Genomic DNA, 26652 nt, shown 5'->3' on the forward strand with positions numbered 1-26652 from the left:
GGTGCTACGGATCCACGACGTCCCGGTACGCGAGCCAGCGCCCGCCCGGCGTCTCGACCGAGCGCGCCGCCAGCACGGCGTGGGCGACGGCGCGGGTGACGCAGTCGGCGCCGGCGGTGAGGAGCTCCTGGAGGCCCGCGAGGTCCGGCGCGGCGCGCTCGGTGGTCGCGAGACCGAAGAAGGTGTCGCCGTCGGTCATGCCGTGGGCGGGGTGGACGGCGCGGGCGAGGCCGCTCTGCCCGACGGCGGCGAGCTTGGCGCACTGGGCGACCGAGAGCCCGGCGTCGGTGGCGACGACCCCGATCGTCGTGTTCAGCGTCGGCGGGGCCGCGGCATCGCGCAGGGTCGCCAGCAGCGCGGTGCGGTCGGCCGGCAGGGCGGGGGGCCGGGCGTCGCCCGCGCCGAGGTGGCGCGCGGCCCACAGCTCGCCGGTCGCCGGGTCGACCGCGGACCCCGCGGCGTTCGCGACGACCAGCGCCGCGACCACCGTGCCGTCGGCGAGCACCGACGACGCCGATCCGACCCCGCCCTTGAGCCCGCCGATCACCGTCCCGCACCCGGCGCCGACGACGCCCTGCGCCGGCGGCTCGGCGGAGCAGGCGGCGAGCGCCGCGGCGCCCGTGTCGGCGGTCGGGCGCCGGCCGAAGTCGCCGCCACGGCCCAGGTCGAACACCACCGCGGCGGGCACCACGGGCACCACCTCGAGCGGGCCGCGGCCCACGGGGAAGCCCCGGCCCTGCGCACCGAGCGCGTCGGCGACCCCCGACGCGGCGGCGAGCCCGTAGGCGCTGCCGCCGGTGAGCACGACGGCGTGGACGCGCTCGACGAGGGTGCGCGGGTCGAGCGCGTCGGTCTCGCGGGTCCCCGGGCCGCCGCCGCGCACGTCGACCCCGGCGACGGCGCCGTCGGGTCCGGGCAGCACGACCGTCGTGCCCGACAGCGCGCCCTCCCCCGTCAGCTCCGCGTGCCCGACCTGCAGGCCCGGGACGTCGACGATCGTGTTGCTGGCGCCGGGGTGCACGGTGATCAGCCTAGAGGCGCCGGGCGCAGCGCCTGGGCCGCGGCACCGGGGTCCGGGGCGGCGGCGATCGCCGAGCTGATCGCGAGCCCGTCGACGCCGGTGGCCAGCACGTCGTCGGCGTTGTCCGGGCCGACCCCGCCGATCGCCACCGACGGCACGCCGAGCTCCCGCGCCCCGGCCGCCAGCGCGCGCAGCCCGTCGAGCCCGGTCGCGGGCGCGGCGTCGGGCTTGGTGGCCGTGGCGAAGACCGGTCCGATGCCGAGCAGGTCGACGACGGCCGGGTCGGCGGCGCGCAGGTCGTCGGGCCCGGTCACCGACCAGCCGATCGACAGCCCGGGCCCCGCGACGCGCCGGGCCTCGGCCGGCGGGACGTCGTCCCGACCCAGGTGCACGCCGTCGGCGCCGACGGCGAGCGCGACGTCGAGGCGGTCGTCGACGACCACGGCGACCCCGGTGCCGGCGAGCGCGGCGAGGACGGCGCGCGTGGCGTCGAAGAGCGCCCGCCCGGTGGCGGCGGGCGCCCGGACCTGCACGGCCGTCACCCCGCCGTCGACGGCCGCGTGCAGCACGGCGAACGGGTCGGCGGGTCCGTGCACCGGGTCGAGGACCAGGTAGAGGCGCGGGTCGAGGGGTGTCACGCCGGGTCCACCAGGGCCTGCGCGGCCTGCCCGTCCACGATCGCGAGCTCGTCCAGCCACGCCGGCACGAACGACCCCGGTCCCCGCGCCGCCGCCCCGCCCGCGGCCCCGCTCGCGCCGACGACCGCGTGCGCGGCGAGGGTGGCGGCGAGGGGGTCGGCACCGGTCGTGCGGGCGACGGCGAGGAACGCGGCGGTGACCGCACTGAGGGCGCAGCCCATCGCCGTCACGCGGCCCATCAGCGGGTGGCCGCCGCCGACGCGGTGGACCGTCGCGCCGTCGGTGACCCGGTCGACGACGCCGCTGACCGCCACGACCGTGCCGTGGGTGCGGGCGAGCTCGTCGGCGGCATCGGCGGCGTCCTCCACCGTGACCGTCGCGTCCACGCCGCGGCCCCCGCCCTCGCGCCCGGTCAGCGCGAGGATCTCCGAGGCGTTGCCGCGCACGACCGTGGGCCCGAGGCCGAGCAGCTCCGACGCCACGCGGGTGCGCAGCGACAGCGGGCCGACCCCGACCGGGTCGAGCAGCCACGGCGTCCCCGCGTCCCGGGCCGCGCCCGCCGCCGCGTGCATGCCCTCGGCGCGCGGCCGTGACATCGTCCCCGTGTTGACGACCAGCGCCCCGGCCACGGCCGCGAGCTCGGCGGCCTCCTCGGCGTCCTCGACCATCGCCGGCGAGGCGCCGAGTGCGAGCAGGGCGTTGGCGGAGAACGTCGTGGCGACGAGGTTGGTCACGCAGTGCACGAGCGGGGTCCGCTCCCGCACCGCGTCCAGCAGGGGTGCGGTCATGCCGAAGGCCTTGCCGCTCGCGCCGCCCCGTACACGAGCGAAGGGCCCCTGCGGTCGATCTCCTCGACCGGAGGGGCCCTTCGCTCAGAACAGCTGACCCGACCTACGACGAGCGCCCGCGCGCCACGAGGATGATCGCGATGATCGCGGCGAGCACGCCGGCGGCGACGCCCACGGGGGCGAGGCGCTTGACGATCGCGTCGCGCGAGCTGTCGAGCAGGTCGATCGCCTCGACCTGCTGGCGGCGCTGGCCGGCGGGCTGGGCCGCGGCCTCCCCGGCGGCGCCGGTGGCGCCGCCGACCGAGGCGCCGGGCTTCGCGCCCGTGTCGCCCTTCGCGGCCTCGGCCACCGTGGTCGGCATCGACGCGGCCGTCGGCGCGCCGGAGCCCGACGCGACGGGCGCGGGCGAGGGCGGCGCGGTGACGGGGGCGGCGTCCCCGCCGGCGGCCACGGCCTCCGGAGCCGGCGCGGTGCCGTTCCCGCCGGTGGCGGCGGTGTCGGTGCCCGAGACGGTGGGCGCCGGGGCGCCGCCCGCGGCCGCGCTGCCGAACTCGTCGGCGAGGCAGGACGCGAACTGCCCCAGGATCTTGTCGCCGACGTCGGACATGACGCCGCGGCCGAACTGCGCGGGCTTGCCGGTCACCTGCATCTCGGTGAGGACGTTGACCTTCGTCTTGCCGCCCTCGTCGGTCATCGTCAGCGTCGCCTTCGCCGACGCGGTGCCGTTGCCCCGCGAGTCACGGCCCTGGGCGTCGACGACGACCTTGTGGTTGGTCTTGTCCCGCTCGACGAAGGTGCCCTTGCCCTTGTAGGTCATCGAGATCGGGCCCAGCTTGACCTTCACGGTGCCCGTGAAGTCGTCGCCCTCGTGGGAGTCGAGCGTGGCTCCCGGGAAGCACGGCGTGACCTTCTCGGGGTCGTTCAGGGCGTCGAACACGGTGTCGATGTCCACCGGGACGGTGAACTCGTTCTCGAGCTTCACTGGCGTACCTCCTGGGAGGGTGCGGTCGACGACGACAGGCCCGCCCCCGCGGATGCGGGGGCGGGCCGTCGTCGTGGGTGTCGGTCGTCGATCGGGGGTCAGCCCGCGGCCGCGAGGACGGCCCGACCCGTGAGCACCCTGGCGAGGTGCTCGCGGTAGTCGGAACCGGCGTCCGCGTCCGCGGTCGGGCTGGTGCCCTCGGCGGCGGCCTGGGCGGCCTTGCGGACATTCTCCTCGGTGGCGCTCTGCCCGACCAGGGCCGACTCGACGGACCGGGCGCGCACCGGGGTGCCCGCCATGTTGGTCAGGCCGATGCGGGCCTCGGAGATCGTGCCGCCGTCGACCTTCACCGTGGCGGCCACCGCGACGATCGACCAGGCCTGCGCGACGCGGTTGAACTTCTCGTAGCGCGCGCCCCACCCGGTGTACTTCGGGAAGCGGATCTGGGTGAGGAGCTCACCCTCGCCGATGGCGGTGGTGAAGTAGTCCTCGAAGAAGTCCGCCGCCGCCACCGTGCGGGTGCCGTTCTGGCCCGCGATGACGAACTGCGCGTCGAGGGCCAGCGCCGGCGCCGCGAGGTCACCGGCCGGGTCGGCGTGGGCGAGCGCCCCGCCGAGCGTGCCCTTGTGGCGCACCTGCGGGTCGGCGACGGTCTTCGTCGCCTCCTGGATGAGGGCGACGTGCTGGCGCAGTGTGTCGTCCCGGGTGACGTCGTAGTGCGACGTCATGGCCCCGACGACGACCTCGTTGCCCTCCTCCCGGACGCCCTTGAGCTCCGGGATGCCCCCGAGGTCGATGATCAGCGAGGGGTCGGCCATGCGCAGGCGCAGCACCGGCAGCAGGCTCTGGCCGCCGGCCAGGAGCTTGGCGTCGTCGCCGCCGTCGCGCAGGGCCTGGACCGCCTCCTCGACCGTGGTCGGCCGGACGTAGTCGAACTGGGCCGGGATCACAGGTGCCCTCCCTGGGTGTCGCCCTTCGAGATGTCACTGGCGGTGGAGCCGAGGCCCGCACCCGGCGAGGCCACGTTCGCCTCGTCACCGCGGCCCGCGGTGCCCTTGGCGTCGTTGATCGCCGTCCACACCCGGTAGGGCGTGGTCGGCATGTCGATGTCCTTGACGCCGAGGTGGCGGATCGCGTCGAGCACCGAGTTCACGACCGCCGGGGTGGAGGCGATCGTGCCCGCCTCGCCGACGCCCTTGACCCCGAGCGGGTTGGTGGTCGACGCGGTGGTGGTGTTCGCGGTGTCGAAGCTGATCAGGTCCGCCGCGGTGGGCAGCGTGTAGTCGACCAGCGTGCCCGAGAGCAGCGTGCCCTGGTCGTCGTACGCCGCCTCCTCGAACAGGGCCTGCGCGATGCCCTGGGCGAGACCGCCGTGGACCTGGCCCTCGACGATCAGCGGGTTGATCACGTTGCCGACGTCGTCGACGCAGACGTAGCGGTAGAGCTGCACGAAGCCGGTCTCGGTGTCGACCTCCACGGCGCACAGGTGCGTGCCGTGCGGGAACGAGAAGTTCTCCGGGTCGAACGTCGCGTGGGCGTCGATGTCGGGCTCGATGCCCTCCGGGTAGTCGTGGGCCGCGAACACCGCGAGCGCGATGTCCTGGATGCCCACGCCCTTGTCGGTGCCCTTGACCGTGAACCGCCCGCCCGAGAACTCGAGGTCGCCCTCGGAGGCCTCGAGCATGTGCGCCGCGATCGGCTTGGCCTTCTCGATGACCTTCTCGGCCGCCTTGACCACGGCGATGCCGCCGACGGCCAGCGAGCGCGAGCCGTACGTGTCGAGGCCCCGGTAGGACGACTGCGTGTCGCCGTGGAGGATCTCGACGTCGTCGAACGGCACGCCGAGCTGGTCGGCGACGATCTGCGAGAACGCGGTCTCGTGGCCCTGCCCGTGCGGGCTGACGCCGACGACGACCTCAGCCTTGCCGGTGGGCAGCATCCGGATGGCCGCGGTCTCCCAGCCGCCGGCGCCGTAGTCGAGCGAGCCGAGCACGCGCGAGGGGGCGAGGCCGCACATCTCGGTGAAGGTCGAGATGCCGATGCCGAGCTGCTTGACGTCGCCCCGCTGACGACGCTCCTGCTGCTCGCGCCGCAGGCCGTCGTAGTCGAACATCTGGAGGGCCTGGTCGGTGGCCGCCTCGTAGTTGCCCGTGTCGTAGGTCAGCGTGCTGACCGTGGTGTACGGGAACTCCTCGTGCTTGATCCAGTTCTTCCGGCGGAACTCCATCGGCTCCATGTCGAGCTCGAGGGCCACCTCGTCCATCAGGCGCTCGATGCCGAAGGTGGCCTCCGGGCGACCGGCGCCGCGGTAGGCGTCGGTGAGCGTCTTGGTGGTGAAGACGTTGGTGCAGTCGAAGCGGTACGCCGGGATCTTGTAGATCGCGTTGAACATGAACGCGCCGAGGATCGGCACGCCCGGCCCGACGAGGCCCAGGTAGGCGCCCATGTCGGCGAGGAGCTTGACGTCCAGGCCCGTGATCTGCCCGTCCTTCGTGACGGACATCGTCAGGTCCTGGATCTGGTCCCGGCCGTGGTGGGCGGTGAGCAGGGACTCCGAGCGGGTCTCGGTCCACTTCACCGGCTTGCCCAGCTTCTGGGCCACCAGCAGCGTCAGGACCTCCTCGGGGGCCACGGCGATCTTGCCGCCGAAGCCGCCGCCGACGTCCGGTGCGATGACGCGGACCTTGTGCTCGGGCAGGCCGAGCGTCAGCGCCAGCATCGTCTTGAGGATGTGGGGCACCTGCGTCGACGACCACATGACGAGCTGCTCGCCGCTGGGGTCGACGACCGTGGAGCGGGGCTCCATGAACACCGGCACGAGCCGCTGCTGACGGAAGCGGCGCTTGACGACGATCTGGTCGTCGTCCGAGTCGGCCTTCTGCAGCGCCTCGGCGACGCTGCCGCCCGAGCCCGCCTCGCCGGAGTCGAACACCCACTGCGCGTTGGCGTTGGTGCCGATCTCCGGGTGGACGAGCGTCGCGCCGTCGGCGAGGGCGGCCTCCATGTCGAGGACCGGCTCGAGCTCGTCGTAGTCGACCTCGACCTGCTCGGCGGCGTCCTTGGCGATCGCCGCGCTGCGGGCGACGACCACCGCGACGCCCTCGCCGGCGAAGTTGACCCGGCTGCCGGCAAGCGCCGGGCGCTGCGGGGCCTTCATGTCCTTGGTGACCGGCCAGGCGCAGGGCAGCTGCACCTGGTCGGCGCCGAGGTCGGCGGCCGTGTAGACGGCGACGACGCCGGGGACCTGCTTGGCCGCCGACGTGTCGACGCCCTTGATCTCGGCGTGCGCGAACGGGCTGCGCACCACCGAGATGTGGAGCAGGCCGGTGAGGGCCTGGTTGTCGGTCCACCGGGTGCGCCCGGTGATGAGCCGACGGTCCTCCTTGCGGCGGCGGTCCCGGCCGATCTCCTGGGTGGGGGCGTTCTCGGTCGTCGTCATCAGGCGCCCCCGCCCGCGACGGTCTGCTTCGCGCCGGTCTCGGCGGTCGGGGACGCGCCCGGCTTCATCTTCGAGGCGGCGTCCTGGACGGCGCGCACGATGTTCTGGTAGCCGGTGCAGCGGCAGAGGTTGCCCTCGATGCCCTCACGGATCTCGTGCTCCGAGGGGTCGGGGTTCTCCCCGAGGAGATCGATCGACTGCATGATCATGCCGGGCGTGCAGTAGCCGCACTGCAGGGCGTGGTTGTCGTGGAACGCCTGCTGCATGGGGTGCAGCTGGCCGTCCCGCTCGAGACCCTCGATGGTGAGGACCTCGCTGCCGTTCGCCTGGACGGCGAGCACCGAGCACGACTTCACGCTCAGACCGTCGAGGTGGACGGTGCACGCCCCGCAGTTGCTCGTGTCGCAGCCGATCACCGTGCCCGTCTTGCCGAGTCGCTCACGCAGGTACTGGACGAGCAGCATGCGGGGCTCGACGTCGTCCTCGTAGACGAGTCCGTCGACGGTGGTCCGGATGCGTGCCATGGACCTCACTCCTCACTCGGCCTCGCGACGGGCACCGGAGCCCGGCGGACGTGACCGAGGACGTGGTGGTGGTGGTGTTGCGAACCGTGCCCGCCGCCGTCGCCGACGGCGCGCACGCGTTGCCGACCAACTCCGGCGTGGTGGCGGACACATCACACCCCCCTCGTCGGGGTGGCGCAACATCCACTCGGCCCCCGGATCCGGTCGGTCGACGTCCAGGTGGACGGCCGTTCGGGTGGCGTTTCCGCAGCCGCGGGGCGAAGCGGCTCGTGGGCTCCGTACCTGCGGCGTGACGGCGGCCGAGCGCCGGTGGGCACCGACCGAAAGAAGGCGTTCCGGACAGCCGCGCCCCCCTCCGTTCGGAGGGGTGGCGCCGTCACGCGGAGCACACGCGCGGCGACGCCCGGCGAGACCGTCCGTCAGGCCTTCGGGGACGTGGCCGCCCGCCCCGCCTCGAGCCGCGCGACGGGGATCCGGAACGGCGAGCACGACACGTAGTCGAGGCCGGCGTGGTGGAAGAAGTGCACCGAGTCCGGGTCGCCGCCGTGCTCGCCGCAGATGCCGAGCTTGAGGTCGTGGCGCACCTCCCGGCCCCGCCACGACGCGATCTCGACGAGCTCGCCGACGCCCTCTGTGTCGAGCGACTCGAACGGCGAGACGCCGAAGATGCCGGCCTCGAGGTAGTCGGAGAAGAAGGCTCCCTCGACGTCGTCGCGGGAGAAGCCCCAGGTGGTCTGCGTCAGGTCGTTGGTGCCGAACGAGAAGAACTGGGCGGTCTCGGCGATCTGCGCCGCCACCAGGGCGGCGCGCGGCAGCTCGATCATCGTGCCGATCTGGTGCTCCACCGGCGCCCCGTCCACCAGCGACTCCGGCTCGGCGACCACCTCGGCGATCTCCGCCGCGACCGCCTGCAGCTCCTGCACGGTGCCGACCAGCGGCACCATGATCTCCGGGAGCACGCGGATGCCCTCGGCGGCCAGAGCCGCCGCCGCCCGCGTGATCGCGCGGACCTGCATCGCGTAGAGGCCCGGCACCGCGATCCCGAGGCGCACGCCGCGCAGCCCCAGCATCGGGTTCTGCTCGTGCAGGCGGCGCACGTTCGCGAGCAGCTCCTCGCGCTCCTCGCTCAGCTCGCCGCGCTCGCGGGCGACCGCGACCTCGACGGAGAGCTCGGTGAGGTCGGGCAGGAACTCGTGCAGCGGCGGGTCGAGCAGCCGAATCGTGACCGGCAGGCCCTCCATCGCGCGGTAGATGGCGGTGAAGTCCTCGATCTGCAGGGGCAGCAGCGCGGCGAGCGCCTTCTCGCGCTCGTCCTGGGTCTCGGCGAGCACCAGTGTCTCGACGAGCTCGCGGCGCTCGCCCAGGAACATGTGCTCGGTGCGGCAGAGCCCGACGCCCTCCGCACCGAACGTGCGTGCGGTCGCGCAGTCCTCGCCGGTGTCGGCGTTGACCCGCACCCGCAGCCGCCGGCCGACGTCGGCGTGACGCATGATCCGGTCGACGGCCGCGACGAGGTCGTCGTTCTCCGCGAGCCCGGTCGACCCCTCGAAGTAGGCCATCACCGGGCTCGCGACCACGGGCACCTCACCGAGGTAGACCTCGCCGTTCGTGCCGTCGATGGAGATCGTGTCGCCCTCGACGACCTCGCGTCCGTCGGCGGCGGTGAGCTTCTTCGCCCGGACGTCGACCTCGAGCTCCTCGGCGCCGCAGACGGCCGTCTTGCCCATGCCACGGGCGACGACCGCGGCGTGCGAGGTGCGCCCGCCGCGGCTGGTCAGCACGCCCTCGGCGGCGATCATGCCGTCGAGGTCGTCGGGGTTGGTCTCGCGGCGGACCAGCAGGACCTTCTCCCCCGCCCTCGCGCGGCGCACCGCCGTCGGGGAGTCGAAGACCGCGATGCCGCCGGCGGCGCCGGGCGAGGCGTTCATGCCGGTCGTCAGCAGCTCTTTCTCGGCGTCCCGGTCGAACCGGGGGAACATCAGGTTGGCCAGTTGCGCGCCGGTGACCCGCTGGAGCGCCTCGTCCATGTCGATCAGGCCCTCGTCGACGAGCTGGCAGGCGACGGTGAACGCCGCCGCGGCGGTGCGCTTGCCGACGCGGGTCTGCAGCATCCAGAGCTTGCCGCGCTCGATGGTGAACTCGATGTCGCAGAGGTCGCGGTAGTGGTTCTCCAGCGTCCTCATGATCTCCATGAGCTGGTCGTAGCTGGCCTTGTCGATCCGCTCGAGCTCGGTGAGCGCGAGGGTGTTGCGGATGCCGGCGACGACGTCCTCGCCCTGCGCGTTCTGCAGGTAGTCGCCGTACACACCCTGGGCGCCCGACGCCGGGTCGCGCGTGAAGGCGACGCCGGTGCCCGAGTCCATCCCGAGGTTGCCGAAGACCATCGAGCACACGCTGACCGCGGTGCCGAGGTCGGCGGGGATGCGCTCCTGGCGGCGGTAGACGTTGGCGCGCGGCGAGTTCCAGGAGTCGAAGACCGCGCGCACCGCGAGGTCCATCTGCTCCCGCGGGTCCTGCGGGAAGTCGCGTCCGGCCTGCTCCCGCACGACGCCCTTGAACGTCTCGACCAGCGTGCGGAAGTCGTCGGCGTCGAGGTCGAGGTCGTCCGCGGTGCCCTTGGCCCTCTTCGCGTCGTCGAGGGCGTCGGCGAAGTGCTCGGCCGGGATGTCGAGCACCGTCGCGCCGAACATCTGGATCAGCCGCCGGTAGGAGTCCCAGGCGAAGCGCTCGTCGCCGGCCTGCGTCGCGAGCCCGTGCACCGACGCGTCGTTGAGCCCGACGTTGAGGACGGTCTCCATCATCCCGGGCATCGAGAACTTCGCCCCGGAGCGCACGGAGACCAGCAGCGGGTCGTCGGCCTGCCCGAGCCGCTTGCCCATCGTCCTCTCGAGGGCGACGAGGTGCTCGGTGACCTCGTCGGCGAGGCCCGCGGGCTCCTGACCGTCGGCGAGGTAGGCGCGGCAGGCCTCGGTGGTGATCGTGAACCCGGGGGGCACCGGCAGACCGAGGTTGGTCATCTCCGCGAGGTTGGCGCCCTTGCCGCCCAGCAGGTCCTTCTGGTCGCGGTCACCCTCGGCGAAGTCGTACACGAACTTGGTCATGTGTCCCGTCCTCGTCCCGTTGCCGTGCAGTCCCGCAGTCCCGCAGTCCTCGTCGCGGAACTCTGGCACGCCGTCGCGCCGCCGGACCACGTCCGAGTGCGCGGCGTCGCGTGGTCACCGGCGGGTCAAGCGCTTGCGGGCCCAGGCGTGCCACGAGGACGGCAGGTCCGGCGCGTCGAGCAGGCGGGCGGCGCGGTCGCGGTCGTGGTGGAAGATCGCGAAGGCCTCGGCGACCGTGACGCGGTGGGCCGGCCGATCGGTGATCGCGACGGCGTCCCCGGCCGTGATCGTGCCCGGGCGCACGACGCGCAGGTAGACGCCGGGCCGGTCGGCGGCGGCGAAGCGGCGGGGCAGGGTCGGGTCGCCGGCGCGCAGGCCGAGCTTGAAGCACGGGATGCGGGGCTGGACGACGGCGAGCTCGGCGGTGCCGACGTGCCAGTGCTCGCCGACGACGGCGCCGCGCAGGTCGAGGCCGGTGGTGGTGAGGTTCTGGCCGAACACCTGGTCGTCTCCCGGCTCACCGTGGCTGCGCCACCAGGCGAGGTCCTCGTCGCCGTAGGCGTAGACCGCCTTCTCCGGGCCGCCGTGGTTGACCCGATCGGCCTGCTCGTCGCCGACCAGACCCTCGGGCCCGACCTCGACCGGACCGACGACGGGGTCCTTCCAGATCGCGGTGCTCGTCGTCTCGCCGTCGCGGGGGCCCGGGACCTCCCGCGACCGGCCGAGGGCGACCGTGCGGATCCTCATGACGGCGCCTTCCCGGTCAGGTCGGGGCGCAACGGCGCGACGGTGCGGTGACGCCAGGCGCCCCACCACAGCCCGGCGCCGTACGCGAGGTCGTCGAGACGGTGCGCGACGACGTGGGTCGCCGCGTCGAGGGGGCCGGCGCCGGGCGGGCGGAAGCGCCACCAGTCGGCGAGGCCCTCGGCGAGGGCGGCTGTCACCAGGGCCCTGCGGATGCGGCGGGACACGAGCGACCCGGCGACGGCGGCGGGCCACCAGTGGCGCGTCAGCGCCCCCGCCGCCTGCCACACCGCCCCGCCCAGCCCCCACGGCGCCAGCACCGCGGCCAGGCGGGCGGGGGGCAGCCAGGGCGTGCGAGCGATGCGGCTTCGCTGGCGTTCAACGCCAGGATCGCCACATCCTCGCTCCGGCGACACGCCGGGCTTGGCTCTCCTCGCGTCGTGCAGGCTCCGTGCCAGGCGGGCGGTGGCGGCGAGCGTCACCGCGCCGGCCGCGGCCGTGCTCCACCGGCGCTGGACGCCGAGCAGCGTCACGGCGGTGGCGGTCCAGGGCGCGAGCGCGACCGGGGGCACGCGACGCGGGTGGCGCAGGGCGAGCGGGGCCGCGCCGGTGCCGTAGAACGCCTTCCGCGCGAGCCAGGGACCGACGGCGTCGCGGTGCTCGTGCGCGACCCGCGACGCCGGCTCGTAGCGCAGCCGCCAACCGTCGGCGGCCAGGCGCCACACGAGGTCGACGTCCTCGGCGACGGGCATGTCCTCGGCGAAGCCGGCGCCCAGCGCCTCGCGGCGCACCAGGAGCGCCGCGCTGGGGACGTAGGCGACGCGCGAGCGCGCGGTCACCGGGGCGGGGCGTGCGCCGAGGTCGAGGCTGGAGCGTCGCTCCTCGTAACGAGCCACGGCGTGTCGCGCAGGCGAGGATGTGGCGATCCTGGCCTTGAGTGCCAGCGATGCCGCATCGCTGGTCACACCGGACCTCGCGTCGGACCAGGCGACGATGCGCGGGGCGGCGAGGGCGACGGCGGGGTCGGCGAGGTGCCCGAGCAGCGGGTCGAGCCAGCCCGCCTCGGGCACGACGTCGGAGTCGAGGAACGCCACGAGCGCGCCGGTCGACGTCGCGGCGCCCGTGTTCCGCGCGGCGGCCGGGCCCCGCGAGACCGGGTGCCGGACGACGCGCGCGCCCCGCTCGCCGGCCAGGCGCGCCGTCGCGGAGGGGTCGGCGGAGCCGTCGTCGACGACCACGACCTCGCCGAGCCCCGGCGTCGTGCCGTGCAGGGCGTCGAGCAGCCGCGCGAGCTCGTCGGGCCGGTCGCGGACGGGCACGACCACCGAGACGTCGGCGGGGTCCGGCGCGTCGGGGTGCGACGGCTCCGGGTGCGCGACGCCGGCGTCGGTGAGCAGGCGCGCCAGCGCGGCGGACGTCGCGTCGGTGACGACCAGGCGTGCGCCCGCGGGGATCGTCCCGCCGCCGGCGAGCCGCGAGACCGCCGCCGGCGCCAGGTGCAGCACCCGGGGCGGCGAGCCACCGACCAGTGTCCGCCCGCCGTCGACGCGCATCACCGAGCGGTCGAGGACGACCGCCCACCCCGACGGGAGGCGGGCGGGGCGGGCGGGGGCGAGCGTGGGGGTGGCGATGGCCGGCGAGTCTAGGCAGCCGACGCCCGCCGGTCAGCGATCCAGCGCACGCCGCACGTCGTCGTCGGAGAGCTGGCCGAAGTCGTCGTAGACGTCGCCGACCGCCCGGAAGTCCTCGGGCACGAGCACGGCGACGACCTCCACGTCACCGACCCGCTCCAGCGACGGCGGCGACGCGACCGGCACGCCGAGCACGAGCCGCGACGGCCCGGCGGCGGCGATCGCGCCGAGCGCCGCGCGCACCGTCATCCCCGTCGCGATGCCGTCGTCGACGAGCACGACGTCCCGGCCGCCGGCGTGCGGGCGCCACCCCGCGCCGTAGGCCTCCTCGCGGCGCGCCGCCTCCGCCCGCTCGGCGGCGACCGCGTCGGCCAGCGCCTCCGGGGTCAGCTCCGCGGTCTGCAGGGCCCGCTCGAACCACACCGGCTCGCCGTCCACCGCCACCGCGCCCAGCCCCGCCTCGGGCCGCCCGGGCGCGGTGATCTTGCGGGCGACCCCGACGTCCACCTCCGCGTCGAGCACCGCCGCCGCCGCGACCGCCACCGGCACGCCGCCGCGCGCCAGCCCGACGAGCAGCGGGCGGTCGAGCCCGAGGCCGGCGAGCCGCTCGCCCAGCGCGTGCCCCGCGGTGGTCCGGTCGGCGAAGCGCTCCACCGCCCCGATGCTAGGTGGCGCCGACGATCGACTTCGTGACCTGGCTCAGCGCGACCGGCCGGTCCGGCCCGTCCTCGAGGCTCGCGGTGACGCTGACGAAGGCGACCTCCCGGGCGCGCCGCGCGAGCTTGCCGACCACGCGCACGCGCCGCCCCGCCCGCGCGGCACGCAGGTACTGGGTGGAGATCTGGTGGGTCACCGCGTGCTGGGCCGGCGTCAGCGTCGGCAGCACGGCGAGGTAGCCGGCGAGCTCGACGGCGGCACCGAGCGCCGCGGCGTGCGCCGTGGCGGCGGGCGTGACGGCGAGGCCGGTGACGGGCAGGACGACGCCGTCGAGGGGGGCGTGCGGGTCGACGAACTCGAGGCCCAGCGCGTCGGGGAGCGCCACCGCGAGCGCGGCCTCGGCGCGGGCCAGGAGATCGTCGCCGGTGAGCAGTCCGGTCATGCGGCCCGAGTGTCCGCCGGGGGTGTGAACGGCGCGAGGACGCGCGGGGTCGGGTCGCGGTCGGGCGGGCAGCCGGGATCAGGTCAGGCGCCCGGTCGCCTCGTCGACGACCCACCGTTCGGACGCCGTGCGGAGCCCGGCCACCATCACCGCCACCGTCTCCGCGCCCTCGGCGCCGCTCGCCCCGGTGGGGTCGCCGAGCACGCCGGAGGGGCTGACGTCGCGGACCGAGCCGGCGGCGATCGCGGGCATGAGCTCGCGCAGCGGGGCGGTGTTGCCGGGCGCGGCGAGGTCCTCGCGGACGGTGCCGGGCGCGAGCGCGAGCATCACCGACGTCTCGTGGCGCCCGGCGTGGGCGTCGGCACCGGGCACGCCGCACGGGAACCAGGCGACGTCGCGGCCCTCGGCGCGCAGCATCGGCACGGCCACCCGCAGCGCGCCGACGTTGCCGCCGTGCCCGTTGACGAGCAGCAGGCGGCGGGCGAAGCGGCACGCCGAGCGCCCGAGCTCGACGACGACGGCGGCGAGGGTCTCGGTGCCGAGGGACACGGTGCCCGGGAAGCCCTCGTGCTCGCCGGACGCGCCGTAGGGCAGGGCGGGCGCGGTGGGCAGCCCGCTGCGGTCGGCGACGGCGGCGGCGACGGTGGTGTCGGTGCCGAGCGGCAGGTGGGGGCCGTGCTGCTCGGTGGCCCCGATCGGCACGAGCAGCAGGGGGACGTCCTCGCACTCCGCCCACCGGGCCTCGCCGATCTGCACGGCGCCGACCCTATGTGAGCACTTTCCTGCCCTATAGGGCAGGAAAGTGCTCACATGCGGCTGTGCCCTCGCGGACCGCCGCGTCGATGCCGCGCGGGGCGAGGCAGTCGCCGACGCGGATCACGGGGACGTCGGTGACCAGCGGGGGGACGTGCGGGGTCGGCGGGCCCGCGTGCACGACCCAGTCGGCGGGCCACGGCGTCACCTCGCCGGTGAGGTGGTGGAGCACGTCGAGGACCGGGCCGTCGTGCGCGGCGAGCACCACCCGGTCGGTGTACTCGGCGATCCCCGCCTCGACGGCGCGGCGGCGCCAGCGCTCGCGGTCGAGGGTCGGTGCGAGGTCGTTCGCGGCCACGAGCGCCGGGGTCAGCGTCGCCACCGAGGCGCCCCGGCGCGCGAGCAGCTCGGCGGTGGACGTCGCCGCGTGGCCCCGCCCGTCGTCGACGACCAGCACCCGCCCGCTCGGCGCGACCCGCCCGGTGAGCACGTCGGTGACGTCGACGACCCGCGCCTGCCCGCCGGCCCAGGCCGGGAGCGCCGGGCGCGCGCCGGTGGCGAGGACGACGGCGTCGACACCGTCGACCCCGTGCACCTCCTCGAGGGGCGTCCGCAGCCGCACGACGACCCCGAGGTCGCGGGCCTCGTGCGCCAGGTCGGCGACGAGGTGCGCCAGCTCCCGGCGCTCGGGGGCGCGGGAGGCGATCGCGAGCTGGCCGCCGAGGACGTCGCGGCGCTCGGCGAGCGTCACCGCGTGCCCGTCGCGCGCCGCCGCGACCGCCGCCGCCAGCCCCGCCGGCCCGCCGCCGACGACGAGCACGCGCGCGGAGCCGCCCGCGAACGGGGACTTCGTGCGCGTAGAAGCAGCGAGATACCCGTTCGCTGCCACGGACTCGCGACCCGCCACCGGGTTCACCGCGCACCCCAGCCGCTGGTTGAGGCCCACGCGCGCGATGCACTCCTGGTTGCAGCCGATGCACCGCCGCACCCGCCCGCCGCGCAGCGCCGTCGCCGCGAAGGCCGGGTCGGCGATCTGGCCCCGGACGACGCCCACGAGGTCGCACGACCCCGACGCCACGGCCTCGCGCGCCTGCTCCGGCGTGGTGAACCGCCCCACCCCGAGCACCGGCACCGACACCGCCGCCCGCACCGCCGACGGCACGTGCGCGGCATACCCCGCCGGCACGCCCATCGGCGGCTCGATCAGCGGCAGGGTCCGGGTGGCGACGCCGACCGAGGTGTTGACGTAGTCCACGAGCGGCTCGACGGCCACGGCCACCGCGACGGCGTCCGGCGTGGAGAGCCCGCCCGCGAACCCCTCGTCGCCCTGCACCCGCACGCCGAGCACGCCGTCGGGGCCGACCGCCGCCCGGACCGCGCGCAGCACCGCGACCAGGAACGGCAGCGCCCGCTGCGAGCGCGCCGAGAACAGCTGCCGGATCAGCGAGGCCTGCGAGCACTGGATCTCGACGCCGTCGAGACCGCCCGCCGCGACGTGCGCCGCGACCCGCCCGAACCCGTCCACCAGCCGCGCCAGCCCGGCGTCCGACAGTGGCCGCGGGACCTCCCGGAACATCGGGTCGGGCTCGTCGTCGGCGCCGTCGACCGGCGCGCGGGAGTACAGCGACGACGACTGCCCGCCGTTGTGCCCGAGCTGCGCCAGCACGAGCGCGCCGTGGGCGTGCACGGCGTCGGCGATCGACCGGTAGCCCGGCACGACGGCCGGGTCGGTGCCGTCGACGAGCTTCTCGTAGGGCCGGTCGACGGGGTCGACCGACTGCTCCTCGGTGATCACCATGCCGACCCCGCCCGCCGCGCGGGCGCCGTAGTACGCGGCGTGCTGCGCGCTCGGGCGGCGCGCCACCGCCGCGTTCGTCAGGTGCGCCGGGAACACGATCCGGTTGCGGACGACGCGCGTCCCGAGCCGCACCGGCTCCCCCAGCACGTTCACGCGAGCAGCTCCCGCGCCGCCGCACGCCCCTCGCGCACGGCCTCGGCGACGGTCCGCGGCGCCACGGCGTCACCGATCGCGACCAGCCCGGGCCGCGACGCCACCGCCGGCGCGCGCCGCGGGGCCGCGTCCACGAGCACGGCCGCGGGCCACGACGACGCCGCGCCCGTCACGACGTCGGCGACCGTCACGACCCCGTCCGCGAACCCCACGACCGCCGACTCCGTCACCCGCCGCACCCCGGCCCGCGCGAGCCGGGCCTGGGCGTCGACGAGGTCCCCGGTGCGTGCGAGCCCCGGCCCGACCAGCAGCCCCGGCGCCACCACCGCCACCTCGCGGCCCTGTCCCGCGAGCAGCTCCGCGAGGGCAACCGCCGCCCCGTCACCGACCGGGTCCTCGATCACCACGGGCCCGGGGGCGACGCCGTCGCACACCGCCGCCGCGATCGGCACCCCGCGCCCCGGACGGTCGACCCCGCCGGTCGCGAGCACCACGAGCTCGTCGGCGGGCACCTCGGCCGACGTCCCCAGGAGCACCGGCACCCCCAGCGAGTCCAGCTCCGAGCGGTACCAGGCGACGAGGTCGGCGAACCGCGCCCGCCCGGGCAGCACGGCCACCTCGCGCAACAGCCCGCCGACGGCGTCGGCGCGCTCCACCACCCGCACCGCGGCGCCGGCCAGCGCCAGCGTGCGCGCCGCCTCCAGCCCCGCCGGCCCGGCCCCGACGACGAGCACGGCGGCGTCGGTGCGCGGGACGTCGACCGCCGGCGGGGCCACCGTGCAGCCGATCCGCGGGTTGCGGACGTCGCGGACCCGGCACTGCTGGTTGGTCAGCACGCACGGCCGGACCCGCCGTCCGGCGCGCACCCGGACGACCAGGTCGGGGTCGGCGAGCTGCGCGCGGGTCATCTCGACGAGGTCGGCGTCCCCGGACGCCAGGACGTCCTCGGCGAGCGACGGGTCCACGACGCTGCCCGCGAGCACCGTCGCCACGCCCGGCACCCGCACCGCCCGGCCGGCGTCGCGCAGGAATCCCGGCGCCGTGTGCGCGTCCGGCCGCGTGGCGCCGACCGTGAGCGCCGAGCCCCGCACCGGCACGACGAGGTCGACGAGACCGGCCACCCGCCCGAGCACCGACGACGCGAACGCCGGCGTGATCCCCGCCCACGGCGCCAGCTCGTCGACGGTGAGCCGCAGCCCCACGACGGCGTCGTCGCCGACCGCCTCCCGTACCGCCGTCAGCACCTCGACCAGCAGCACCGCCCGGTCCGCCCCGTAGGCGTCGTCGCGCCGGTTGGTCAGCCCGGAGAGGAACTGCCGCAGCAGCGCGTGCTGCCCCGCCTGGACCTCGACACCGTCACAGCCCGCGTCGAGGGCCGCGGCCGCCCCGGCGGCGAACCCCGCCACCACCTCGGCGATCCCGGAAGCGCAGAGCACCGCCGGCACCTCCCCGCTCGCCGGGTCCGGCACCGCCGACGGCGCCCACAACGGACCGCGGGTGTAGGCCGACGACCCCTGCCCGCCCGCGTGACCGAGCCCGGCGAGCACGAGCGTCCCGAACGGCCGGCACCCGTCGGCCACCGCGGCCCACCCCGGCGGGCAGGAGACGGCCAGCGGCGCGTCCTCGTACGGATGGTCGGCGGCGAGCACCGACGCGACCTCGGTGACGACCACGCCCGCCCCGCCCGCCGCCCGGGCGCGGTAGTGCGCGACGTGGTCGTCGGAGAGCGCCCGCGGGTGGTGGGGGTCGGCGAGGTGGGTGACGTGCGGACCGAACAGCACCCGGCTCGGCGCGGTGCGCCGGCCGAGCACGACCTCGTCGCCCAGCACCCGCGGCACCGTAGTCGCGCACCGGACGCCGAGGGAGGGAACGTCTAGATTGTCCGGTGTGACGGGCGACCTCAAGGCGAGCGACGCCGATCGCGAGGCCGTCGCGGAGATCCTCCGGACCGCGCTCGGCGAGGGCCGCCTCGAGCTCACCGAGGTCGACGAGCGCCTCGCGCAGGTCTACGCGGCGAGGACGTACGCCCAGCTCGAGCCCCTGGTCGCCGACCTCCCGGCCACGCTGCCCTGGCAGCGGGCCGCGGTCGTCCGCCCCGCCGACGACGAGCCCCTGGTCATCACGGCCGGGTGGTCGAGCGAGAAGCGCACGGGCGCCTGGCGGGTGCCCTCGCGGATCGTCGCCGAGGCCGCGATGTCGGACGTCAAGCTCGACTTCCGCGAGGTCTCGACCTCGCTGCCGCGCATCGACCTCGAGATCAAGGGCGGGATGGGCAGCGTGGTGCTGGTCCTGCCCGAGGGCTGGTCGGTCGACTCGGACGCCCTGCGCTCGGCCTGGGGCACGGTGAAGAACCGCCACCGGGCCGAGGCCGACCCCGGTCGCCCGACGATCGTCGTCACCGGCTCGATCGGCGTGGGCACCTTCCGGACCCGCGGGGCCTACTTCTACGAGTGACACCCGATCGTGTGCGGTATCGACCCTGCACCAGACCCCTGTTGATCACGGTGTGTGGCCGCGTTACCCGTCTGTGACGTGATCGACGGTCCCCGCCGGTCGCGTTTCGCAGCCGGACCCACCGAGGTACAGCCCCCCGCGGCCCGCCACGGACCCGACCGTCACGAGTCCGTGCCCCGACCGCCGTCGACCGCCGACGCGACCCCGGCACGGGGCCCGCCGGAGGGGAGGCACCACCCCGTGATCGATCAGTGACCGCGACCGAAGCCACCACGGAGCTCCCGCTCGACCTCGCACCCCGGCCCGTCCCGAAGGCCCGTCTCGAGCACGTGTTCGAGCGCACCGCCGACGCGACCCCCGAGGCCACCGCGATCGAGCACGAGGGCCGGCCGACCACCTACGCCGCGCTCGACGCCCGGGCCAACCAGCTCGCGCACGTGCTGCGCGACCGCGGGATCCGGCCCGGCGCCCGCGTCGCCCTGTTCCTGGAGCGCTCGCCGGAGACCTACGTCGCGCTGCTGGCGGCGCTCAAGTCCGGGGCGGCCTTCGTGCCGATCGACCCGGAGTCACCCGCCGACCGCGTCGCCTACGTCCTCGACGACGCCGACGTCGACCTCGTGCTGACCTCGGAGGCGCTCGGCGGGACGGTCCCCGAGGACCGTCCCCGGCTCGCCGTCGACTCCGCGTCCGCCACGATCGACCGCGCGTCGGACCGGCGCCCCGACGGCCGCGGCCCGCCCGGGGAGGACGACCCCGCCGCGTACGTCATCTACACCTCCGGCTCGAGCGGCCGCCCCAAGGGCGTCGAGGTCGCGCAGTCGAGCATCACGAACTTCGTCGCCGTCGTGCCCACCGTCTACGACGTCCGCCCCGACGACCGGGTGCACCAGGGCATGACCATCTCCTTCGACTTCTCGATCGAGGAGATCTGGCCGACCTGGGCGGTCGGTGCCACCCTCGTGGTCGGCCCCGACGACGAGCGCCGCCTCGGCGCCGACCTCGCCGACCACCTCGAGGCGGCCCGGATCACCGTCCTCTACGCGGTGCCGACGCTGCTCGCGACGATCCCCCGCGACCTGCCCCGCGTGCGCAGCGTCCTGGTCGGCGGCGAGGCCTGCCCCGCCGAGATCGTCGAGCGCTGGGCCCGCCCCGGGCGCCGCATGCTCAACACCTACGGCCCCACCGAGGCCACCGTCACCGCCACCTGGTGCGAGCTCGTGCCGGGGCGGCCGGTGACGATCGGGCGCCCGCTGCCGACCTACGGCGTCGAGCTCCTCGACCCCGACGACGAGGACCACCGCCCCGTCGCGCCCGGCGGCGTCGGCGAGATCACCCTCGCCGGCCCGGGCGTGGCGCGCGGCTACGTCGGCATGCCGGAGAAGACCGCCGAGAAGTTCCTCGCGCGGCCCGGCGGACGCGTCTACCGCACCGGCGACCTGGGCCGCTGGACCCCCGACGGCGAGGTCGAGTACCTGGGCCGCGCAGACGCGGAGGTCAAGGTCCGCGGGCACCGCGTCGACCTCGGCGAGATCGAGAGCGTGCTGCTCGCCGACCCCGGCGTGAGCAGCGCCGTCGTCGCCCTGCAGGAGGGCGACCTCGCGGCCTACGTCGTCACCGACGAGGCCGTCGACGTCCTGGTCGCCCGCCTCACCGAGCTGGCCCGCGACCGCCTGCCCGCCTACATGATCCCCGCGACGCTGGACGTCCTCGACGTGCTGCCGACGCAGGCCAGCGGCAAGGTCGACCGCTCCCAGCTCCCGCCGCCGGCGGGACGGCGCCTCGTCGCCGCCACCGGGCCGGTCGTCGAGCCGCAGGGCGAGCTCGAGTCCGAGCTCGCCGCGATCTGGGCCGAGGCCACCGGCATCCCCGTCGCCGAGCTCTCGGTCGAGGCCGACTTCTTCGACGAGCTCGGCGGGCACTCCCTGCTCGCGGCCACCACCGTCACGCTGATGCGCGAGCGCGGGGTGGGCGGCAGTCCGGCCGTGCGGGACCTCTACGCGCACCCGAGCGTGCGCGCGCTCGCCGCGCACCTCGCGAGCGCCGGCGCCGGCGAGGTCACCGCGGCCGCGGCCCGCCCGGGCCCGATCCGGCACTCGCGGCGGCGGGTCGCCGCGGCGGGCGCGGCCCAGGCCGTCCTGCTCTACCTGCTGCTGCTCGTCGTCACCCTGCCCCTGAGCTGGGTCTACACCGCCAACGACGGCACGGTCTCGACCGGGGTGCTGACCCAGGTGCTCGTCGCCGGCGCCGCAGCGTGGCTCGGGGTGCGCTGGGTGCTGCCCGTGCTGCTCGCCCGACCGCTGGCCGCGGGCATCCGCCCGGGCCGGTACCGCCTGTGGGGCGTGACGTACCTGCGACTCTGGACGCTCGACCTCGTCCTGCGCCAGTCACCGCTGCCGGTGCTCGCCGGATCGCCGTTCCTCGCGCCCTACCTGCGCCTGCTCGGCGCACGCGTCGGGCGCCGCGTGCACGTCGCCGTGGCCGACATCTCCCTGCCCCGCCTGCTGCACCTCGACGACGACGTCGCCGTCGGCTACGGCGCCGTGCTGCACGCGTGGGCCGTCGAGGACGGCTGGGTCGTCGTCGGGCCGGTCCACCTCGAGCGGCGCGCGGTCGCCGGCGCGAACAGCGTGCTCTCCCCCGGCAGCCGCGTCCGCGAGCGCGGGATGCTCGCCGAGCAGTCCGCCCTGGGCCGCGACGAGGTCGTCCCCGCGGACACGACGTGGGCCGGCTCGCCGCCGCAGGAGGTCGCCGACCAGGACGCCGCGCTGGTCGCGATGCGCGGCGCGGGGCCGCTGCCCGGCTGGCGCCTGCGCCACCTGCCCGCGGCGCTCGCCGGCCTCCTCGGTCTCGAGCTCGCCGCGGTGCTCATGGTCGTGCCGTCGGTGCTCGTCGTCTGGGCGGCGCTGCTCGGCGCGGGCGTGCTCGCCGGGCTCGTCGCGACGCTGCTGGCCGGCCCGGTGTTCGTCGTGACCGTGTGCGTCGTGGTCGCGCTCGGCCGCCGGCTCGTGCTGCCGCGCACACCGGTCGGCATCCACCCGGTCCGGTCGCCGCTGGGCCTGCGCAAGTGGGTCGCCGACGCGCTGCTGGCGTACAGCCTCGCGTTCACCAACTCGCTCTACGCGACCCTCTACACGGTGCCGTGGCTGCGGCTGCTCGGCGCGCGGGTCGGGCGCGGCGCGGAGGTCTCGACGGCCGCGCACCTCGACCCCGACCTGCTCACGCTCGGCGAGCAGAGCTTCGTCGCCGACATGGCGAGCGTCGGCGCGGCCACCTACGCCGACGGCCGGATGCTGCTGCGCCCGACCCGGGTCGGCGACCGCGCGTTCGTCGGCAACGCCGCGCTCGTCCCGTCGGGCGTCGGCACCGGCGACGGCTCGCTGGTCGGGGTGCACACCGTCCCGCCACCCGGGGGCGTGCCCGACGACTCGTCGTGGCTCGGCTCGCCCGCCATGCACCTTCCCCAGCGGCAGGACTCGGGCGACCACCCCGTGGAGGAGACGTTCGCCCCCGACCGGCGGCGCGTGCGCCGGCGCCTGGCCGTCGAGCTGGTGCGGGCCACGCTGCCCGCGTCGCTGCTCGGGCTCGGCCTCTACGGCTACCTGCTGGCGCTCTCGCTGGTCGCCCGCGGCCGGGAGCTGCTGCCGGTCGCCCTCGTCGCCCCGCTGATCGCCCTCGTCGCGAGCAGCGCGATCATCGCCTACGTGGTGGCGGTCAAGCGGCACGTCGCCGGCACCTACCGGCCGCGGGTCGCGCCGCTGTGGGACCCGTTCGTGCGGCGCACCGAGCTCGTCACCGGGCTCTACGAGGCCGCCGCGGTCCCGACGCTGCTCGGGATGCTCGTCGGCACCCCGTACCTGCCGATGGTCCTGCGCCGCTTCGGCGCGCGGATCGGGCGGCGGACCTGGATCGCCACGACCTACCTGACCGAGTTCGACCTCGTCGAGATCGGGGACGACGCCGCGGTCGGGCCCGCGGTCTCGCTGCAGACGCACCTCTTCGAGGACCGGGTGATGAAGATGTCGACGGTCCGGGTCGCGCCGGGCGCCACGGTCGGCGCGCGCTCGGTGGTGCTCTACGACGCCACCGTCGGTGCGGACGTCGACCTCGACCGGCTCTCGCTGCTGATGAAGGGCGAGGAGCTCGGCGAGGGCGGCCGCTGGCGCGGCATCCCGGCGCGTGGCGTCGCCGAGCCCACCGAGCCCACCGAGCCCACGGCGAGCACCGACGAGCCGACCGTCGAGCTCCCCCGCCTCGCGGGCGCCGTCCGGTGAGGGCGCTGGTCTACCGCGGTCCCGCGAGCCTGCCCGGCTGCCCCGAGGCCGTCGCGTCCGTGCTCGACGCGTCCGGGCTCGACGTCCGCTACGTCGGGCCGCGCGAGGACCTGGCCCTCACCGCGCCGGTGCTCGCCGGCGCCGACCTCTACGCCCAGCCCGGCGGCGGCACCCTGCGCCGGGGCTGGCGGCGGATGCGCCGGCACCGCCGCACCGTGCAGGGGTTCGTCGCCAGCGGCGGGCGCTACGTCGGGTTCTGCCTCGGCGCCTACCTCGCCGGCGCGACCCCCGGTTTCGGGCTGCTGCCCGGCGACACCGACCAGGCCCTCGACACCGAGGACGACACCGTGGTCGAGGTCGACTGGGGCGGGATGCGGCGGGCGGTGTTCGCCCAGGACCCCGCCGCGCTGCTGGTCGACGGGCGCGCCGACGTGCTCGCCCGCTACCCCGACGGGCAGGCCGCGGCCGCCGTCGCCCCGTACGGTGCCGGGCGCGTCGGCGTCGTCGGCCCCCACCCCGAGGCGACGCCCGACTGGTTCACCGACGTCGGCCTCCCGGTCGCCCCCGACGCCCGCGACCTGGCCCGCGACCTCGTCGCCCGCACCCTGGAGGGCGCCCCGTGAGGGCCCTGATCGTCCTCGTCACGCTGCTGGTGGCCCTGGCCGGCTGCGCCGTCCCGCCCGCGCACGCCGCGCCCTGGCCCGAGCGGCCGACCGTCGACCTGTCCTACGACGTCGCGCCCGACCTGCGCAGCGTCACCGGCCGCGAGACCGTCACGTTCACGCCCGACCGGCGCGTCTGCGAGCTCGTCTTCCGCTCCTGGGCGAACGCGCCCTCGCCGGCCTCCGAGGGCAACGCGCTGATGGTCACCGACGCCACCGTCGACGGGCGTGCCACCACCCCGGTCGTCCGGCAGGCCGGCGCGCCCTCCGGCTCCCCCGGCACGCTGGTGGAGCTGCCGCTGCCGTCGTGCGTCGACGCGGGCACCCCCGTCCGCGCCGAGCTCGGCTTCACGCTGCGCCTCGGGGTCGAGGCCGACGAGCGCCTCGGCACCTCCCCGTCCACCGGGACCGCCTGGTTCGGCTCCGGCCTCCCGCTCCTCGCCTGGGTGCGAGGGCAGGGCTGGGACCGGGACGACGCCGCCGACATCCCCGGCGAGAACGCCGTCAGCGAGCGGTTCCGCCTCGACGCGCTGCGCGTCACCGCCCCCGAGGGGGCCGCCGTCTCCGGGGTGGGGCGCGCCGAGGGCACCGCGCCCGGCCCGCGCGCCGGCACCACCACGCACACGTTCCGCGCCGACGCCGTGCGGGACGTGTCGGTCGCGGTCGGGGCCTACCGGGTGCTCGAGCGAGAGCTGTCCTCCGGCACCCGGCTGCACCTCTTCACGCCGACCGCCGGCACCCGCGTCGACCCCGAGCGGTGGGCCGCGGAGATCGACGGCGCGCTCGGGCGGCTCGAGGACCTCCTCGGCCCCGTGCCGCAGCCCGACCTGTGGGTGGCGATCGCCCCCTCGCAGTCGTCGGGGATCGAGTACGACGGCGCCCTCCAGTTCGGCGACACCGCGCCCCGCGACCTGCCCGAGCTCGTCGCGCACGAGCTGGGCCACCAGTGGTTCTACGCGCTCGTCGGGAACGACCAGGGCACCCATCCCTGGCTCGACGAGGCCTTCACGACCTACGCGCAGGCCCGCGTGACCGACACCGAGGACGACGACTACGCCCTCGAGGACGTGCCCGAGCGCCTCCGCGGCGACCTCGGGCTGCCCATGTCCGCGTGGGCCGAGCGCGGCTTCGGGCCCTACAACACCGGCGTCTACGTCCAGGGCGCCGCGGTGCTGCTCGCCGCGCGCGAGCAGGCCGGCGCCGGGGCGTTCGACGACGCCCTGCGCGCCTACATCGCCGACAACGCCCACCGCGTCGCGACCCCCGACGACGTGGCCCGCGCCTTCGCCGGCCTGCCCGCGGTGACCGACGCGCTCACCCGCGCCGGCGCGCTGCCACCCGCCCGAGGAGGAGCACCACCCCGATGACCGCTGCCGCCGTCCACGACGCCGAGCCGCGCACCGAGCCGGTCGCGCCCGCCGCTCCCGGTCCGCCCCGGGGTCGCGTCCTCGGCGTCGACGCCGCCCGCGGCCTCGCCCTGCTCGGGATGATGGCCGTGCACTCCCTCTACGTCGCCGACGCCGAGGGGCGCCCGACCTGGATCGGCACGATCGCCCTGGGCAACGCCTCGGCGCTGTTCGCGGTGCTCGCCGGCGTGGGGATCGCGTTCCTCACCGGCCGGGCGCGGGTCCGCCACGGTGCGGGGACCCGGCGCGCCGCCGCCTCGCTGACGGCGCGGGCGATCGTGATCGGTGTGCTCGGGCTGGCCGTCGGGGGCGTCACGGACCCCGAGGTCGCGACGGTGATCCTCCCGTCCTACGCCGTGCTCTTCCTGCTCGCGATCCCGCTGGTCCTGCTGCCGACCCCGGTGCTCGTCGGCGGCGCCGTGCTGGGCGCGGCGGGGATCCCGGTCGTCAGCCACCTCGTGCGGGCGCAGCTGCCCCCGCCGGAGCTGGGCAACCCGTCGCTGTCGTGGGTCGCCACCGACCCGCTCGCGCTGGTGCGCGAGCTCTTCCTCACCGGCTCCTACCCCGCGGTGTCGTGGCTGCCCTACCTCGCGGTCGGGCTGGCGGTCGGGCGCGCGCACCTGCGCTCACCGCGGCTGGCGGCCGGGCTCGCCGGGGGCGGGGTCGCGCTCGCGGCGGCCGCCGCCGGGACGTCGGCGCTGCTGCTCGGGCCGGGTGGCGGGCTCGCGCGGATCACGGCGGCGTCGACCGGGCTCGACCCCGCCGCGGTCGGCGAGGCCCTGACGATCGGGCCCGACGGCACCACGCCGACCACGACCTGGTGGTGGCTCGCCGTCGACAGCCCGCACTCCTCGACACCGCTCGACCTCGCCCGCACGGGCGGCACCGCGCTCGCCGTGCTCGGGGTGATGCTCCTGCTCGACCGCGTGCGCGGCCCCGTCCTCGCCGCCGTGCGGGCCCCGCTCGCGGCGGCCGGGGCGATGACGCTGACCTTCTACACGCTGCACGTCCTGTTCCTCGACTCGCCGGTCGACGTCTACGGGCCGGTGGCCGGCTACGTCGTCCAGGTAGCCGCGGTGCTGCTGCTCGGCATCGCGTGGCGCACGAGCGCGGGACGCGGACCGCTGGAGACGCTCGCGTCCGGGGCGGGCGCCCGCGCGGCGCGGTGGGTCGCGCCCTGATCGGCGG

General features: G+C 76.1%; 20 protein-coding genes. 5 read left to right on the plus strand and 15 right to left on the minus strand.

The genetic code is table 11. From position 1 onward, the window contains the following. Positions 1–4: 4 nt before the first annotated feature. From ACYX4T_RS14230 to ACYX4T_RS14300, 15 genes are all read right to left on the minus strand, one after another. On the minus strand, positions 5–1021 hold the full coding sequence (locus tag ACYX4T_RS14230; protein ID WP_476015142.1) for a P1 family peptidase: 1017 nt from the start codon (positions 1019–1021) through the stop codon (positions 5–7). Positions 1022–1026: 5 nt separating this feature from the next. Further along, positions 1027–1659, minus strand: a complete 633-nt coding sequence (gene thiE, locus ACYX4T_RS14235) for a thiamine phosphate synthase (RefSeq protein ID WP_476015143.1) — start codon at positions 1657–1659, stop codon at positions 1027–1029. Next, the gene (gene thiM / locus ACYX4T_RS14240; RefSeq protein ID WP_476015144.1) at positions 1656–2447 is read right to left on the minus strand and encodes a hydroxyethylthiazole kinase; all 792 of its coding nucleotides are present in this window, start codon (positions 2445–2447) and stop codon (positions 1656–1658) included. Before thiM ends, thiE begins: the two co-directional genes overlap by 4 nt. Before the next feature lie 103 nt (positions 2448–2550). Then, the gene (locus ACYX4T_RS14245; RefSeq protein ID WP_476015145.1) at positions 2551–3429 is read right to left on the minus strand and encodes an SRPBCC family protein; all 879 of its coding nucleotides are present in this window, start codon (positions 3427–3429) and stop codon (positions 2551–2553) included. Positions 3430–3527: 98 nt separating this feature from the next. Then, positions 3528–4379: an FAD binding domain-containing protein gene (locus ACYX4T_RS14250; RefSeq protein WP_476015146.1), complete on the minus strand. Its 852-nt coding sequence runs from the start codon at positions 4377–4379 to the stop codon at positions 3528–3530. Beyond that, positions 4376–6868, minus strand: coding sequence for a xanthine dehydrogenase family protein molybdopterin-binding subunit (locus ACYX4T_RS14255; protein WP_476009964.1), 2493 nt, complete (start codon positions 6866–6868; stop codon positions 4376–4378). Before ACYX4T_RS14255 ends, ACYX4T_RS14250 begins: the two co-directional genes overlap by 4 nt. Beyond that, the gene (locus ACYX4T_RS14260) at positions 6868–7392 is read right to left on the minus strand and encodes a (2Fe-2S)-binding protein (protein ID WP_476009965.1); all 525 of its coding nucleotides are present in this window, start codon (positions 7390–7392) and stop codon (positions 6868–6870) included. The genes ACYX4T_RS14255 and ACYX4T_RS14260 overlap by 1 nt, the downstream gene beginning before the upstream one ends. Positions 7393–7811: 419 nt before the next feature. Further along, on the minus strand, positions 7812–10493 hold the full coding sequence (ppdK, locus tag ACYX4T_RS14265; RefSeq protein ID WP_476009966.1) for a pyruvate, phosphate dikinase: 2682 nt from the start codon (positions 10491–10493) through the stop codon (positions 7812–7814). 114 nt (positions 10494–10607) lie between these two features. Then, complete coding sequence (locus ACYX4T_RS14270) at positions 10608–11240, minus strand: MOSC domain-containing protein (RefSeq protein WP_476009967.1); 633 nt, start codon at positions 11238–11240, stop codon at positions 10608–10610. Beyond that, entirely contained in the window at positions 11237–12790 is a 1554-nt protein-coding gene (locus ACYX4T_RS14275; RefSeq protein WP_476009968.1) for a glycosyltransferase, read from the minus strand. The genes ACYX4T_RS14270 and ACYX4T_RS14275 overlap by 4 nt, the downstream gene beginning before the upstream one ends. A 111-nt stretch (positions 12791–12901) precedes the next feature. Next, a complete protein-coding gene (locus tag ACYX4T_RS14280) occupies positions 12902–13522 on the minus strand; it encodes a phosphoribosyltransferase (RefSeq protein WP_476009969.1) in 621 nt (206 codons plus the stop codon). A 10-nt stretch (positions 13523–13532) separates the two neighbouring features. Beyond that, positions 13533–13967 carry a hotdog domain-containing protein gene (locus tag ACYX4T_RS14285; protein ID WP_476009970.1) on the minus strand — a complete coding sequence of 145 codons (435 nt, stop codon included), beginning with the start codon at positions 13965–13967 and terminating at the stop codon, positions 13533–13535. A 78-nt stretch (positions 13968–14045) separates the two neighbouring features. Continuing rightward, the gene (gene mftE / locus ACYX4T_RS14290; RefSeq protein ID WP_476009971.1) at positions 14046–14723 is read right to left on the minus strand and encodes a mycofactocin biosynthesis peptidyl-dipeptidase MftE; all 678 of its coding nucleotides are present in this window, start codon (positions 14721–14723) and stop codon (positions 14046–14048) included. A gap of 31 nt (positions 14724–14754) precedes the next feature. Further along, on the minus strand, positions 14755–16671 hold the full coding sequence (locus ACYX4T_RS14295; protein WP_476009972.1) for an oxidoreductase: 1917 nt from the start codon (positions 16669–16671) through the stop codon (positions 14755–14757). Next, on the minus strand, positions 16668–18500 hold the full coding sequence (locus tag ACYX4T_RS14300) for an oxidoreductase (protein WP_476009973.1): 1833 nt from the start codon (positions 18498–18500) through the stop codon (positions 16668–16670). The genes ACYX4T_RS14295 and ACYX4T_RS14300 overlap by 4 nt, the downstream gene beginning before the upstream one ends. A gap of 58 nt (positions 18501–18558) precedes the next feature. Here ACYX4T_RS14300 and ACYX4T_RS14305 point away from each other — a divergent pair, with 58 nt between their 5' ends. From ACYX4T_RS14305 to ACYX4T_RS14325, 5 genes are all read left to right on the plus strand, one after another. Then, positions 18559–19125, plus strand: a complete 567-nt coding sequence (locus ACYX4T_RS14305; RefSeq protein ID WP_476009974.1) for a DUF1707 SHOCT-like domain-containing protein — start codon at positions 18559–18561, stop codon at positions 19123–19125. Between the two features lie 251 nt (positions 19126–19376). Beyond that, a complete protein-coding gene (locus tag ACYX4T_RS14310) occupies positions 19377–23396 on the plus strand; it encodes a Pls/PosA family non-ribosomal peptide synthetase (RefSeq protein WP_476009975.1) in 4020 nt (1339 codons plus the stop codon). Further along, positions 23393–24019 carry a BPL-N domain-containing protein gene (locus ACYX4T_RS14315; protein ID WP_476009976.1) on the plus strand — a complete coding sequence of 209 codons (627 nt, stop codon included), beginning with the start codon at positions 23393–23395 and terminating at the stop codon, positions 24017–24019. The genes ACYX4T_RS14310 and ACYX4T_RS14315 overlap by 4 nt, the downstream gene beginning before the upstream one ends. After that, positions 24016–25425: a M1 family aminopeptidase gene (locus tag ACYX4T_RS14320; protein ID WP_476009977.1), complete on the plus strand. Its 1410-nt coding sequence runs from the start codon at positions 24016–24018 to the stop codon at positions 25423–25425. Before ACYX4T_RS14315 ends, ACYX4T_RS14320 begins: the two co-directional genes overlap by 4 nt. Beyond that, positions 25422–26645: a heparan-alpha-glucosaminide N-acetyltransferase domain-containing protein gene (locus tag ACYX4T_RS14325; RefSeq protein WP_476009978.1), complete on the plus strand. Its 1224-nt coding sequence runs from the start codon at positions 25422–25424 to the stop codon at positions 26643–26645. Before ACYX4T_RS14320 ends, ACYX4T_RS14325 begins: the two co-directional genes overlap by 4 nt. Positions 26646–26652 lie beyond the last annotated feature (7 nt).

The sequence above is a fragment of the Actinomycetospora sp. ABD4_176 genome, assembly GCF_056311855.1.

What these genes read in the sequence shown, in the direction of transcription:
- thiM (WP_476015144.1), bottom strand. Translation starts at nt 2,447, where the DNA reads ATGACCGCACCCCTGCTGGACGCGGTGCGGGAGCGGACCCCGCTCGTG.
- ACYX4T_RS14255 (WP_476009964.1), bottom strand. Translation starts at nt 6,868, where the DNA reads ATGACGACGACCGAGAACGCCCCCACCCAGGAGATCGGCCGGGACCGC.
- ACYX4T_RS14260 (WP_476009965.1), bottom strand. Translation starts at nt 7,392, where the DNA reads ATGGCACGCATCCGGACCACCGTCGACGGACTCGTCTACGAGGACGAC.
- ppdK (WP_476009966.1), bottom strand. Translation starts at nt 10,493, where the DNA reads ATGACCAAGTTCGTGTACGACTTCGCCGAGGGTGACCGCGACCAGAAG.
- ACYX4T_RS14270 (WP_476009967.1), bottom strand. Translation starts at nt 11,240, where the DNA reads ATGAGGATCCGCACGGTCGCCCTCGGCCGGTCGCGGGAGGTCCCGGGC.
- ACYX4T_RS14275 (WP_476009968.1), bottom strand. Translation starts at nt 12,790, where the DNA reads ATGCGCGTCGACGGCGGGCGGACACTGGTCGGTGGCTCGCCGCCCCGG.
- ACYX4T_RS14285 (WP_476009970.1), bottom strand. Translation starts at nt 13,967, where the DNA reads ATGACCGGACTGCTCACCGGCGACGATCTCCTGGCCCGCGCCGAGGCC.
- ACYX4T_RS14325 (WP_476009978.1), top strand. Translation starts at nt 25,422, where the DNA reads ATGACCGCTGCCGCCGTCCACGACGCCGAGCCGCGCACCGAGCCGGTC.